Source organism: Streptomyces inhibens (assembly GCF_003389455.1).
In the GTDB taxonomy this organism is placed as follows: Bacteria; Actinomycetota; Actinomycetes; order Streptomycetales; family Streptomycetaceae; genus Streptomyces; species Streptomyces inhibens.
Map to the genome: position 1 here is coordinate 37,850 of NZ_QUAC01000110.1, position 12,292 is coordinate 50,141.

Sequence of the window (12,292 nt, forward strand, 5' to 3'; positions counted from 1 at the left end):
TACCGCCAGTGCTGCATCTACGCCTCATCGTGCCCGCGGACCGTACGGAGGAGGTGCTGCACCTGCTGGAGTCCACCGTGGGCACCACCCACCTGGCGGTGCTGTCCGGAGCCGCCCGCGATCCGAAGGGCGATGTGGTGCTGTGCGATGTCGCCCGGGAGGCCGGTGACGGGCTGCTGGCCCAGCTGCGGGCGATGGACCTGGACAGACATGGCTCGATCGCGATCGAGAACATCGATCTGTCGCTGTCCCACCGGGCGGACCGCGCCGAAAAGGAGGCGCCCGGCGAGGGCGCCGACGCCGTCCTGTGGGAGTCGCTGACCGACGCCACCCACGAGGAGTCCACGCTCTCCGTCACCTATCTGGCGTTTCTGACGCTCGCCACGATGATCGCGGCGTGCGGTGTGGTCCTCGACAACGCGATCCTGATCGTGGGCGCCATGGCGGTCGGCCCGGAGTTCGGCCCGCTGGCCGGTATCTGTACGGCGCTGGTGCAGCGCGCGCCCCGGCTGGCCTGGCGCTCTCTTCAGGCGCTGCTGGTCGGTTTCGCGGTGGCGATGGTGGTGACCGTCGGCTTCAGCCTCTTCATGGACGCGGTCGGCCTCTTCCATATCGAGGCGTTGGACGCCAAGCGGCCGAACACCAACTTCATCTACCGGCCCGACTGGTTCTCGTTCGTCGTCGCCGTCCTCGCCGGTATCGCCGGGGTGCTGTCGCTGACGTCCGCGAAATCGGGCGCCCTGGTCGGCGTGGCGATCTCCGTCACCACCGTCCCGGCCGCCGCCAACGCCGCGGTGGCCCTCGGCTACCAGGAGTACGGCCAGGCCTGGCACTCCATGGAGCAGCTCCTGCTCAACCTCGCCGGCATCGTCCTCGCCGGCACCCTCACCCTGGCCACACAGAAACTGCTGTGGGCCCGGCATGACACCGGGCCCGCCCTCGGCTAGGAGGGCAGGCCCGGAAAACGGCGACAGCGATCAGCCCAGCGCCGACTTCACCGCGTCGGCCAGCCGCTCGGCCACGGACCGCGCCTGCTCGATGTCCGCCGCCTCCACCATGACGCGCACCAGCGGCTCCGTACCGGACGGCCGCAGCAGCACCCGGCCGGTCGCGCCCAGCTCCCGCTCCGCCTCGGCGACCGCGGTGGTCAGCTCGGGCGAGGTGGCCACCCGCGACCTGTCGACATCGGGGACGTTGATCAGGATCTGCGGCAGCCGCTCCATGACGCCCACCAGGTCGGCCAGCGTCCGGCCGGTCGTGGCGACCCGGGCGGCCAGCATCAGGCCGGTCAGCGTGCCGTCCCCGGTGGTGGCGTGGTCCAGCACGATCACATGCCCGGACTGCTCGCCGCCCAGCGCGAAGCCGTGCGCCTTCATCTCCTCCAGGACGTACCGGTCGCCGACCGCGCTCTGCACGAGGTCGATGCCCTCGCGCTCCATGGCCAGCTTGAAGCCCAGGTTGGACATGACGGTGGCGACGACGGTGTTCTTGCGCAGCACACCGGCCTCCCGCATGCCGAGCGCGAGAACGGCCAGGATCTGGTCGCCGTCGACCTCGTTGCCCTCGCCGTCCACGGCCAGGCAGCGGTCCGCGTCACCGTCGTGGGCGACACCCAGGTCGGCGCCGTGCTCGACGACGGCCGCGCGCAGCAGCCCCAGATGGGTGGAGCCACAGCCGTCGTTGATGTTCAGGCCGTCGGGGTCGGTGCCGATGGTGATGACCTCGGCGCCGGCCCGCGCGAACGCCTCGGGCGAGACCCGCGCCGCCGCGCCGTGCGCACCATCGATGACGATCTTCAGCCCGTCCAGGCGGTTGGGCAGTACGCCGACCAGATGCGCGACGTAGTTGTCGAAGCCCTCGTCGTAGACGGTGACCCGGCCCACGCCGTCGCCGGTCGGCCGCTCCCACGGCTCCCCGGAGCTGTGGGAGCGGTAGGTCTTCTCGATCCGGTCCTCCAGCTCGTCGGCGAGCTTGTGGCCGCCGCGCGCGAAGAACTTGATGCCGTTGTCGGGCATCGGGTTGTGGCTGGCGGAGAGCATCACGCCGAGGTCCGCGCCGAGCGAGCCGGTCAGATACGCGACCGCCGGGGTCGGAAGCACGCCCACCCGCAGCACGTCCACGCCGGCGCTGGCCAGACCCGCGACGACCGCGGCCTCCAGGAACTCACCGGACGCGCGTGGATCGCGTCCGACCACCGCCACCGGCCGGTGACCTTCGAATGTGCCCGCTTCCGCGAGCACATGCGCCGCAGCGACCGACAGACCGAGCGCCAGCTCCGCCGTCAGATCCGCATTGGCGACGCCGCGCACACCGTCCGTGCCGAAGAGTCGTCCCACTGGTGTCCTCCGAGTAGATGAGCTTGGACCAGAGCATTAAGTCCAGGTATACGCCCCTGGTCCCGGATAGCCGAACGCCCCGGCAGCACGGATCCGTGCCACCGGGGCGTTCGCCAAGTGCTGCATGTCGCAGCGAGCGCGGATTAGCGCTTGCTGTACTGCGGCGCCTTACGGGCCTTCTTCAGACCGGCCTTCTTGCGCTCGACCGCACGGTCGTCACGCTTGAGGAACCCGGCCTTCTTCAGCGCGCCGCGGTTGTTGTCCACGTCGGCCTCGTTCAGCGCACGGGCCACGCCCAGACGCAGCGCACCGGCCTGGCCGGAGATACCGCCGCCGGCGATGCGGGCGATGACGTCGTAGCGGTTGTCGAGCTCGAGCACCTTGAAGGGCTCGTTGACTTCCTGCTGGTGCACCTTGTTGGGGAAGTAGCCCTCAAGGGTGCGACCGTTGATCTTCCACTGGCCGGTGCCCGGAACGATCCGGACGCGGGCAATGGCGTTCTTGCGACGGCCCAGGCCGGCGGCCGGCTGCGGGTCGCCGAAGCGGGAGGCGAGGGACTCGGAGGTGTACTCCGACTCCACGACCTCGGTCTCGGTGGTGTATTCCTCGACGGCGTCTTCGTTCTCGATGACGGTCTCGGGAGTGGTCTCGGCCACGATGCTCCTCAGATTCTCTGTCGTCTTAGGGGGTGGCCGGACTTACTGCGCGACCTGGGTGATCTCGAACGGGACCGGCTGCTGCGCAGCGTGCGGGTGCTCGGCGCCCGCGTAGACCTTCAGCTTCGAGAGCATCTGACGGCCGAGGGTGTTCTTGGGGAGCATGCCCTTGATGGCCTTCTCGACGGCCTTCTCGGGGTTCTTGTCGAGCAGCTCGTCGTAGCGGACGGAGCGCAGACCACCCGGGAAACCAGAGTGACGGTAGGCCATCTTCTGGGTCCGCTTGTTGCCCGACAGGTGCACCTTGTCGGCGTTGACGATGATGACGAAGTCACCCATGTCAACGTGCGGCGCGTAGACCGGCTTGTGCTTACCCCGGAGGAGGGTCGCGGCCTGGCTGGCCAGACGGCCCAGGACAACGTCCTGCGCGTCAATGATGTGCCACTGGCGCTGGACATCGCCGGGCTTGGGGCTGAACGTACGCACGTCTTAGCCTTCGCTTCTTAAGTGAATGGGTCCTGTACTGGTCACCCTGGCTGATCACGCAGCAGGGCGGCACTACGGGTGACGCAACCCGATCGTCCGCCGCTGGTTATCGGCCCAGGGACCGGCGTAAGGGCCCCTCACGTGAGATAGAGCAAGCCAATACGCATAACGAACCAGCAGAATACCGGGCCGCCCCGTGCGGGGTCAAAACGCCCCCCGAACCGCCGTACGGTTCCGGGCCGCCACCCCTACCGCTCCCGCTCCACCCGGCGCTCGTCCCACACCGGCTCCGCCGTCTCCCGCACCAGCCCGTCCGAGCCGAAAACCAGGAACCGGTCGAACGATCGCGCGAACCAGCGGTCGTGCGTCACCGCCACCACCGTCCCCTCATACGCCTCCAGCCCCTCCTGCAACGCCTCCGCCGACTCCAGGTCCAGGTTGTCCGTCGGCTCGTCCAACAGCAGCGCCGTCGTGCCCGAGAGCTCCAGCAGCAGGATCTGGAAGCGCGCCTGCTGGCCGCCGGAGAGGCGCTCGAAGCGCTGCTCGGCCTGTTTCTCCAGTTCATAGCGGCGGAGCGCCGACATGGCCTGGCCCTTGTCCTTGGCGTGCTCGGTCCACAGGATGTCGAGCAGGGTGCGGCCCATCAGCTCGGGGTGGGCGTGCGTCTGGGCGAAGTGCCCGGGGACGACACGGGCGCCCAGCTTCCAGGTGCCGGTGTGCGCCACGGGGTCCCCGGACCCCTCGGCGCCTCCGGCCAGCAGGCGCAGGAAGTGCGATTTGCCGGAGCCGTTGGAGCCGAGGACCGCGACCCGCTCGCCGTAGAAGATCTCCAGGTCGAACGGCCGCATCAGGCCGGTCAGCTCCAGGCGCTCGCAGGTGACCGCCCGCACCCCGGTCCGCCCGCCGCGCAGCCGCATCGTGATGTCCTGCTCGCGCGGCGGCTCCGGCGGCGGGCCGGCCTCCTCGAACTTCCGCAGCCGGGTCTGCGCCGCCGCATAGCGCGAGGCCATCTCATGGCTGACCGAGGCCGCCTGCCGCAGCGAGACCACCAGCTTCTTGAGCTGCGCATGCTTCTCGTCCCAGCGCCGGCGCAGCTCCTCGAAGCGGGCGAACCGCTCCTTGCGGGCCTGGTGGTACGTGTCGAAGCCACCGCCGTGCACCCATACGTCCGAGCCCGCCGGCCCCGGCTCGACACTGACGATCTTCTCCGCGGCGCGGGCCAGCAGCTCCCGGTCGTGCGAGACGAACAGCACCGTCTTACGGGTCGTCCGCAGCTGCTCCTCCAGCCACCGCTTGCCCGGCACGTCCAGATAGTTGTCCGGCTCGTCCAGCAGCAGCACCTCGTCCGTGCCGCGCAGCAGCGACTCCAGCACCAGCCGCTTCTGCTCACCCCCGGACAGCGTGCGCACCTGCCGCCACTGCGCCTTCTCGTACGGCACCCCCAGCGCCGCCATCGTGCAGATGTCCCAGACCGTCTCGGCCTCGTAACCGCGCGCCTCCGCCCAGTCGCTCAGCGCCTGCGCATACGCCATCTGCGCGTCCTCGTCATCGGCGGTCATGATCGCGCTCTCGGCGGCGTCCACCGCCTCCGCCGCCTCCCTGATCCGCGGCTGCGCGACGGAGACCAGCAGGTCACGCACCGTGCGATCGTCCCGTACGGAGCCCACGAACTGCGGCATCACGCCCAGCCCGCCGCTGACCGTCACCGCCCCGCCGTGCGGCTGCAGCTCCCCCGCGATCAACCGCAGCAGCGTCGTCTTGCCGGCGCCGTTGGCCCCCACCAACGCGACCGACGCGCCCTCCCCCACCCGGAAGGACACATCCCCCAGCAGGACCCTCCCGTCCGGCAGGTAGTACTCCAGATGCCCGGCTTCAAGATGTCCCATGAGCGGGATTGTCACCGGCCACCACGTGTTCCACCAACCCCATTAGGATGCGCGGCATGAGTTTTGGGCAAGGCGGGCCCTTCGACGGCCCCGGGGGATCTTCATCGTCCACTCCGGACTGGGACGCACTCGCCGCAGAGAGCGAGACGCTGGCCCGCCGCAAACGCTGGATGTGGATCGGCGGCGGCGCGGTGGCGACCCTCGCGGTGGCCGGCATCGTCGCGGCCGCCGTCATGTCCAGCGGCGGCTCACCGGGCGGCAACCCGACAGCGGCGCCCACCACGTCCGGCCAGGCCGCGGCGCCGGACGACAAGCCGTCGTTCCCCGACGTCTCCGTGCCGCCCCCGCCCAACCCGCAGGACTACATCTCGGACCCGAAGAAGGACACCGCACAGCTCACTCCCGCGACCCTCTTCCCGCAGAAGACCATGGTCATCGGCGACCACAGCTACCCGCGCACCAACACCGCCACCACCAAGGACTGCACCGCCGGCGCCCAGGGCGCGCTGGTCTCCTCGCTGTCCCACAACGGCTGTAAGCAGCTGCTGCGCGCCACGTACTCCAAGGGCGGCGTCGCGGTCACCATCGGCATCGCGGTCTTCGACTCGCCTGCCAAGGCGACCAAGGTCATGAACGAGAACAAGGCGAACCTCATGCCGCTGCCCGGCGGCGGGGTCCCCGCGAACTTCTGCCAGGGCACGAAGTGCCGGATGGCGACCAACGCCACCGGCCGGTACGCCTACTTCACGATCGCCGGCTACCTCAACGGCCAGGACGTCACCGGCACCGAGACCAAGGCCCAGCAGATCGCCCGCGACGGCGGCTCCTACGCCTTCAGCCAGATCACCCAGCGCGGCAAGGACCAGGCCGCGAAGGCCGCCGAGCGGCAGCTCAAGGAAGCCCAGAAGAAGGCCGGCCAGTCATAGCCCCGGTTGCCCGTGGTGGCGCCCTTTGCGGCGGCGCCACCACCGGGCACCCCGGCCCGCCGCGTCAGCAGCAGCCGCCCCCAAAGGCCCCGGGCAGGGTCCGCTTGTTCCGCGCCTCCTGGTTGCGCGCCATCAGCAGCTCATCGGCCGGATAGCCGACCTCTTCCAGGGTCAGACCGTGCGGGCGTACGACATGCACCGCGGAGTCCCGGACGCCCGCCGCCAGCACCTTCCCGGGCCACTCCGTGGGCCGGTGCCCGTCCCCGACGAACAGCATCGCGCCGACCAGCGACCGCACCATGTTGTGACAGAACGCGTCCGCCTTCACCGTGGCGGTGATGATCCCGTCCGCCCCGCGCTCCCAGCTGAGCTGCTGCAGCGTACGGATCGTCGTCGCGCCCTCCCGCCGCTTGCAGTACGCCGCGAAGTCGTGCTCCCCCAGCAGCGGCCGCGAGGCCTCGTTCATGGCGTCGACGTCCAGCTCCCAGTCGTGCCACAGCACATGGCCGCGCAGCAGCGGATCGACGCCCCCGTGGTGATCGGTCACCCGGTACGCATACCGCCGCCAGATCGCCGAGAACCGCGCATTGAACCCGTACGGCGCCTCGGCGATCCGCCACACCCGCACGTCCTTGGGCAACCGCCCGGCCAGCCGTCGCAGCAGCTTGTCCGCATGCTCGGCCCACACGCTCTCCGGCAGGTCGACATGCGCCACCTGACCACGGGCGTGCACCCCGGCATCGGTCCGCCCGGCGACGGTCAGCTCGTAGGTCGTCTCCCCCGACCGCGTCACCGTCCGCAGCGCGTCCTCGATCTCCGCCTGAACGGTGCGCTGCCCGCCGGCCTGCTTGGCCCACCCGGAGAAGTCCTTGCCGTCATACGACAGGTCCATCCGCACCCGGACGTACCCGGGCTCTACCTCATCACTCACAACAGCAATCCTCTCAAGCCGCGGCAGCCGCCCCGCCCTACGCCCACGCGAAAGCGGGCCCGCCCCGAAGGGCGGACCCGCTCACAGCGAGACAGTGCCTCAGGCGTCCTTCGACTCCTCGGCCGACGCCTCGACGGACTCGGCCTCAGCAGCCGCGTCCTTCTTGAGGGCGTCTTCCTTGACCGCGCGCTTGGTCGCGGCCTCGGCCTCACCGGTGGCCTGCTGGGCCACGGTCAGCGCCTCCACCAGCTCGATGACGGCCATGGGAGCGTTGTCGCCACGACGGTTACCGATCTTGGTGATACGGGTGTAGCCACCCGGGCGGTTCTCGAACCGCGGGGCGATCTCGGTGAACAGCGTGTGGACGACGCTCTTGTCCGAGATCAGCTGCATGACCTGACGGCGGTTGTGAAGGTCGCCCTTCTTCGCCTTGGTCACCAGACGCTCCGCGTACGGACGCAGACGACGGGCCTTGGCCTCGGTCGTCGTGATGCGACCGTGCTCGAAGAGAGCGGTGGCCAGGTTCCGCAGCATCAGACGCTCGTGCGCGGCGCTGCCGCCCAGACGGGCACCCTTGGCGGGCTTCGGCATGGTGTTTCTCCTTCATTGCTGCACCGGCCGTATCAGGTACCGGTGTCAGTTCCCACGAGGCGGCCGCCCCGCGGAAGATTCTGCATTCTCCGGGGGATAGCCCCCGTACCCCCAGCCGGAAGCCCGAGCCGGTGGTCAACACAGCTGAGGCCCGGGAATGGCTCCCGGACCCCAGCCGGACGAACTCAGTACTGCTCGGTCTCCACGAAACCCGCGTCCGCGTCGTCATCGGCGCCAAAGGCGTCCGCGGCGGCGGTCGGGTCGAATCCGGGCGGGCTGTCCTTGAGCGCCAGGCCCATGCCGGCCAGCTTCGCCTTGACCTCGTCGATCGACTTCGCACCGAAGTTGCGGATGTCGAGCAGGTCGGCCTCGGAGCGGGCGACGAGCTCACCCACGGAGTGGATGCCCTCACGCTTGAGGCAGTTGTACGACCGAACGGTGAGCTCCAGCTCCTCGATCGGCAGCGCCAGGTCGGCGGCCAGGGCGGCGTCCGTCGGGGACGGGCCCATGTCGATGCCCTCGGCGTCGATGTTGAGCTCGCGGGCCAGACCGAACAGCTCGACCAGGGTCTTACCGGCCGACGCCATGGCGTCACGCGGACGCATGGCCTGCTTGGTCTCGACGTCGACGATCAGCTTGTCGAAGTCGGTGCGCTGCTCGACACGGGTCGCCTCGACCTTGTAGGTGACCTTGAGCACCGGCGAGTAGATGGAGTCGACCGGGATACGGCCGATCTCCTGGCCCGCCTGCTTGTTCTGGACGGCGGAGACATAGCCGCGACCGCGCTCGACGGTCAGCTCCATCTCCAGCTTGCCCTTGCCGTTCAGCGTGGCGAGGACCAGGTCGGGGTTGTGCACCTCGACACCGGCCGGAGGCGCGATGTCGGCGGCGGTCACCAGGCCCGGGCCCTGCTTGCGCAGGTACATCACGACAGGCTCGTCGTGCTCCGAGGAGACGACCAGCTGCTTGATGTTGAGGATGAGGTCGGTGACGTCCTCCTTGACGCCCGGCACGGTGGTGAACTCGTGCAGGACACCGTCGATACGGATGGACGTGACCGCCGCACCCGGAATCGAGGAGAGGAGGGTGCGACGCAGGGAGTTGCCGAGGGTGTAGCCGAAGCCCGGCTCCAGCGGCTCGATCACGAACCGCGAGCGGTATTCGTCGACGACCTCTTCGGTCAGCGAGGGACGCTGAGCAATCAGCATGTTGTTTCGATCCTTCAGTCGTGGGCGCCCGCTATTTGACGCCCGCTGTACTTCAAAGGGTACGGGCGGTACGGCGCCAATGGCTCCGTACCGCCCGGACCACTGAGCTCTTACTTGGAGTAGAGCTCAACGATCAGCTGCTCCTGCACCTGGGTGTCGATCACCTGGCGCTCGGGCAGGCTGTGCACGAGGATCCGGAGGTTCGAGGGGATCGCTTCCAGCCAGGCCGGAACGGTCTTCTCGCCGGCCTCGGCCTTGGCCACCTCGAAGGGGGTCAGGTTCCGAGAGCCCTCGCGGACCTCGACGATGTCGTTCACGGCGACGCGGGCCGACGGGATGTCGGTCTTGCGGCCGTTCACGTTGATGTGTCCGTGACGGACCAGCTGACGGGCGTGGTCACGGGACTTGGCGAAGCCGGCCCGGTACACCACGTTGTCGAGGCGGGTCTCAAGGATGCGCAGAAGGTTCTCACCGGTCTTGCCGGACTTCTGGTTCGCTTCCTTGTAGTAGTTCACGAACTGCTTCTCAAGGACACCGTAGATACGGCTGCACTTCTGCTTCTCACGAAGCTGGAGCAGGTACTCGCTGTCCTTGGTGCGCCCGCGACCGTGCTCACCCGGGGGGTAAGGACGGATCTCGATCGGGCACTTTGCGCTCTCGCACTTGCTGCCCTTGAGGAACAGCTTCTGCTTCTCCCGACGGCAACGCTTGCAGTCGGCCCCGGTGTAACGCGCCATATTGTCTTGTCTCCTACTTCAGCTGGTCAGACGCGGCGGCGCTTGGGCGGGCGGCATCCGTTGTGCGGGGTGGGGGTGACGTCCTGGATCGAACCCACCTCAAGGCCGGTGGCCTGGAGGGAGCGGATCGCGGTCTCACGGCCGGAGCCGGGACCCTTGACGAAGACGTCGACCTTGCGCATGCCGTGCTCCTGCGCGCGACGCGCGGCCGACTCGGCGGCCATCTGCGCGGCGAAGGGGGTGGACTTGCGCGAGCCCTTGAAGCCGACATGGCCGGCAGAGGCCCAAGAGATCACGTTGCCCGTGGGGTCGGTGATCGAAACGATCGTGTTGTTGAACGTGCTCTTGATGTGAGCGTGCCCGTGGGCAACGTTCTTCTTCTCCTTGCGGCGCACCTTCTTGGCGCCGGCCGTACGGCCCTTCGGAGGCATGTATTTCTCCCGTGGAGGTGGTCGGTCCTACAGCGAAGACCGCTGATAAGCGTCCTGCTGAGGACTACTTCTTGCCCGGCTTCTTCTTGCCGGCGATCGCGCGACGCGGACCCTTGCGGGTACGGGCGTTCGTGCTGGTGCGCTGACCGTGCACCGGCAGACCGCGGCGGTGACGCAGACCCTGGTAGCAGCCGATCTCGACCTTGCGGCGGATGTCGGCCTGGATCTCGCGACGGAGGTCACCCTCGGTCTTGAGGTTGTTGTCCACGTACTCGCGGATCTTGACGAGGTCTTCCTCGGCCAGGTCGCGAACACGGGTGTTCGGGTTCACGCCGGTGGCGGCGAGAGTCTGCTGCGACAGCGTCCGCCCGATACCGAAGACGTAGGTGAGGGCGACCTCCACACGCTTTTCGCGCGGGAGATCAACGCCTGCGAGGCGTGCCATTGATGTGGCTCCTGATGGCTATTCGGAGGTCTTCCGCAGCACCGTTCCCGTAAGACTCTGAAGAATTACGAGCCGGGTCCCCGGCCTCCGAGCCGAGGGTGTCGTCCCCACGCGACAGATGCGGGGGTCGGGTGACTGCGTATGTACGTATGTGCTTGCGTCGCGCGAACTGCGAAATGCAGGTGGTCGTACGTCAGCCCTGGCGCTGCTTGTGGCGCAGGTTGTCGCAGATGACCATGACCCGGCCGTGGCGGCGGATCACCTTGCACTTGTCGCAGATCTTCTTGACGCTCGGCTTGACCTTCATGGGATGTGAGGTTCTCCGGGTCAGTGCCGTCACCCCACGGGAGAGCGGGGCGGCGACAAGATCTACTTGTAGCGGTAGACGATCCGGCCACGCGTCAGGTCGTACGGAGACAGCTCCACCACGACCCGGTCATCCGGGAGGATACGGATGTAGTGCATCCGCATCTTGCCGCTGATGTGCGCGAGGACCTTGTGACCGTTCTGGAGCTCCACCTTGAACATGGCGTTCGGGAGGGACTCGATCACGGTGCCCTCGATTTCGATGGCACCTTGCTTCTTGGCCACGCTTCGCCCTTCGAATCGGCTACCTTGATCGACTATCCCGCACCAACCCTCAACCAAGAGGGCATACGGATGCACGAGAGCCGACGCGTCAGTCTACGTCAGGGCCTAGGAAAAGACGAATCCTGGATTATTGCCCACCGGACGTGATCCTTACGCCCTGGCCCGGCTCAGGCGATGGGGTCGGGAGCCGCCGTGATGCCCAGCTCGGCCAGCTTGGCCTTGCCGCCGTCCGGCGCGGTCAGCACCAGCGGGCCGTCCTCGGTCAGCGCGACCGAGTGCTCCCAGTGCGAGGACCAGCTGCCGTCGTTCGACTTGACCGTCCAGTCGTCGTCGAGGACGTGCGTCTTGGCCGTGCCGAGATTGACCATCGGCTCGATCGCGATGCAGAAGCCGGGCACCAGCTTGGGGCCGCGGCCGCGCTTGCGGTCGACGTAGTTCAGCAGATGCGGGTCCATGTGCATCTGCGAGCCGATGCCATGGCCGCCGTAGTCCTCGACGATGCCGTACTTACCGCTGGAGGGACGGGGCTGGCGCCGGATGTAGCCCTCGATCGCCTTGGAGATGTCCACCAGGCGGTTGCCCTTGGCGACCGCCGCGATACCGGCCCACATGGACTCCTCGGTGACCCGGCTCAGCTCGACCAGTTCCGCCGAGTGACCGGAGCCGACGAAGGCGGTGTACGCGGCGTCGCCGTGCCAGCCGTCGATGATCGCGCCGCAGTCGATGGAGATGATGTCGCCGTCCTGCAGCACCGTGTCGGTGGAGGGGATGCCGTGGACCACGACATCGTTGACCGAGGTGCAGATCGTCGCGGGGAAGCCGCCGTAACCGAGGAAGTTCGACTTCGCGCCGTGCTCCGCGAGCACCTTGCGCGCCGCGTCGTCCAGGTCCTTGGTCGTGGCGCCCGGCACCGCGACCTTCCGGGTCGCCGCGTGGATGGCGGCGACCACCAGCCCCGCCTCGCGCATCTTCGCGATCTGCTCGGGGGTCTTGATCTCCACCATTACGGCCTTCCTTTGCGACTGAACCGCCGCCGCTCTCGCGGAGGTGGCTGACCGCCGCTGTGGT

15 protein-coding genes are annotated in these 12,292 nt (G+C 68.3%); 2 read left to right on the plus strand and 13 right to left on the minus strand.

Annotated elements, in window-relative coordinates; translation table 11 throughout:
* Nucleotides 1-8 precede the first annotated feature (8 nt).
* On the plus strand, nucleotides 9-947 hold the full coding sequence (locus DY245_RS13910) for a DUF389 domain-containing protein (protein ID WP_128507170.1): 939 nt from the start codon (nucleotides 9-11) through the stop codon (nucleotides 945-947).
* 30 nt (nucleotides 948-977) lie between these two features.
* Here DY245_RS13910 and glmM read toward each other — a convergent pair whose 3' ends face one another.
* The 4 genes from glmM to DY245_RS13930 all read right to left on the minus strand — a co-directional run bounded on the left by glmM (nucleotide 978) and on the right by DY245_RS13930 (nucleotide 5,364).
* Nucleotides 978-2,336 (minus strand): phosphoglucosamine mutase, encoded by a 1,359-nt coding sequence (gene glmM, locus DY245_RS13915; protein ID WP_128507172.1) that lies wholly within the window; start codon nucleotides 2,334-2,336, stop codon nucleotides 978-980.
* Between the two features lie 143 nt (nucleotides 2,337-2,479).
* Nucleotides 2,480-2,992: a 30S ribosomal protein S9 gene (rpsI, locus tag DY245_RS13920; protein ID WP_128507176.1), complete on the minus strand. Its 513-nt coding sequence runs from the start codon at nucleotides 2,990-2,992 to the stop codon at nucleotides 2,480-2,482.
* A gap of 42 nt (nucleotides 2,993-3,034) precedes the next feature.
* Complete coding sequence (rplM, locus tag DY245_RS13925) at nucleotides 3,035-3,478, minus strand: 50S ribosomal protein L13 (RefSeq protein ID WP_128507178.1); 444 nt, start codon at nucleotides 3,476-3,478, stop codon at nucleotides 3,035-3,037.
* Nucleotides 3,479-3,726: 248 nt separating this feature from the next.
* On the minus strand, nucleotides 3,727-5,364 hold the full coding sequence (locus DY245_RS13930; protein WP_128507180.1) for an ABC-F family ATP-binding cassette domain-containing protein: 1,638 nt from the start codon (nucleotides 5,362-5,364) through the stop codon (nucleotides 3,727-3,729).
* 56 nt (nucleotides 5,365-5,420) lie between these two features.
* On the opposite strand from DY245_RS13930, the gene DY245_RS13935 reads away from it, so the two are divergent.
* Nucleotides 5,421-6,290 (plus strand): hypothetical protein, encoded by an 870-nt coding sequence (locus tag DY245_RS13935; RefSeq protein ID WP_128507183.1) that lies wholly within the window; start codon nucleotides 5,421-5,423, stop codon nucleotides 6,288-6,290.
* A gap of 64 nt (nucleotides 6,291-6,354) precedes the next feature.
* On the opposite strand, the gene truA is transcribed toward DY245_RS13935, so the two are convergent.
* From truA to map, 9 genes are all read right to left on the minus strand, one after another.
* On the minus strand, nucleotides 6,355-7,221 hold the full coding sequence (truA, locus tag DY245_RS13940) for a tRNA pseudouridine(38-40) synthase TruA (RefSeq protein WP_128507185.1): 867 nt from the start codon (nucleotides 7,219-7,221) through the stop codon (nucleotides 6,355-6,357).
* Nucleotides 7,222-7,320: 99 nt separating this feature from the next.
* On the minus strand, nucleotides 7,321-7,812 hold the full coding sequence (gene rplQ, locus DY245_RS13945) for a 50S ribosomal protein L17 (RefSeq protein WP_128507187.1): 492 nt from the start codon (nucleotides 7,810-7,812) through the stop codon (nucleotides 7,321-7,323).
* Nucleotides 7,813-7,997: 185 nt separating this feature from the next.
* Nucleotides 7,998-9,020 carry a DNA-directed RNA polymerase subunit alpha gene (locus tag DY245_RS13950; RefSeq protein ID WP_023587013.1) on the minus strand — a complete coding sequence of 341 codons (1,023 nt, stop codon included), beginning with the start codon at nucleotides 9,018-9,020 and terminating at the stop codon, nucleotides 7,998-8,000.
* 110 nt (nucleotides 9,021-9,130) lie between these two features.
* A complete protein-coding gene (gene rpsD / locus DY245_RS13955; RefSeq protein WP_128507189.1) occupies nucleotides 9,131-9,757 on the minus strand; it encodes a 30S ribosomal protein S4 in 627 nt (208 codons plus the stop codon).
* A gap of 26 nt (nucleotides 9,758-9,783) precedes the next feature.
* The gene (rpsK, locus tag DY245_RS13960) at nucleotides 9,784-10,188 is read right to left on the minus strand and encodes a 30S ribosomal protein S11 (RefSeq protein WP_004571845.1); all 405 of its coding nucleotides are present in this window, start codon (nucleotides 10,186-10,188) and stop codon (nucleotides 9,784-9,786) included.
* Between the two features lie 64 nt (nucleotides 10,189-10,252).
* A complete protein-coding gene (rpsM, locus tag DY245_RS13965; RefSeq protein ID WP_018090888.1) occupies nucleotides 10,253-10,633 on the minus strand; it encodes a 30S ribosomal protein S13 in 381 nt (126 codons plus the stop codon).
* 193 nt (nucleotides 10,634-10,826) lie between these two features.
* A complete protein-coding gene (rpmJ, locus tag DY245_RS13970; RefSeq protein WP_003956441.1) occupies nucleotides 10,827-10,940 on the minus strand; it encodes a 50S ribosomal protein L36 in 114 nt (37 codons plus the stop codon).
* A 62-nt stretch (nucleotides 10,941-11,002) separates the two neighbouring features.
* Complete coding sequence (gene infA / locus DY245_RS13975; protein WP_003956442.1) at nucleotides 11,003-11,224, minus strand: translation initiation factor IF-1; 222 nt, start codon at nucleotides 11,222-11,224, stop codon at nucleotides 11,003-11,005.
* 167 nt (nucleotides 11,225-11,391) lie between these two features.
* A complete protein-coding gene (gene map, locus DY245_RS13980; protein ID WP_128507191.1) occupies nucleotides 11,392-12,228 on the minus strand; it encodes a type I methionyl aminopeptidase in 837 nt (278 codons plus the stop codon).
* Nucleotides 12,229-12,292: the final 64 nt, after the last annotated feature.

Excerpts from the sequence above, each read along its gene's own strand:
- DY245_RS13930 (WP_128507180.1), bottom strand. The coding sequence starts at position 5,364 with ATGGGACATCTTGAAGCCGGGCATCTGGAGTACTACCTGCCGGACGGG.
- DY245_RS13935 (WP_128507183.1), top strand. The coding sequence starts at position 5,421 with ATGAGTTTTGGGCAAGGCGGGCCCTTCGACGGCCCCGGGGGATCTTCA.
- rplQ (WP_128507187.1), bottom strand. The coding sequence starts at position 7,812 with ATGCCGAAGCCCGCCAAGGGTGCCCGTCTGGGCGGCAGCGCCGCGCAC.
- DY245_RS13950 (WP_023587013.1), bottom strand. The coding sequence starts at position 9,020 with ATGCTGATTGCTCAGCGTCCCTCGCTGACCGAAGAGGTCGTCGACGAA.
- rpsD (WP_128507189.1), bottom strand. The coding sequence starts at position 9,757 with ATGGCGCGTTACACCGGGGCCGACTGCAAGCGTTGCCGTCGGGAGAAG.
- rpsK (WP_004571845.1), bottom strand. The coding sequence starts at position 10,188 with ATGCCTCCGAAGGGCCGTACGGCCGGCGCCAAGAAGGTGCGCCGCAAG.
- rpsM (WP_018090888.1), bottom strand. The coding sequence starts at position 10,633 with ATGGCACGCCTCGCAGGCGTTGATCTCCCGCGCGAAAAGCGTGTGGAG.
- rpmJ (WP_003956441.1), bottom strand. The coding sequence starts at position 10,940 with ATGAAGGTCAAGCCGAGCGTCAAGAAGATCTGCGACAAGTGCAAGGTG.
- map (WP_128507191.1), bottom strand. The coding sequence starts at position 12,228 with ATGGTGGAGATCAAGACCCCCGAGCAGATCGCGAAGATGCGCGAGGCG.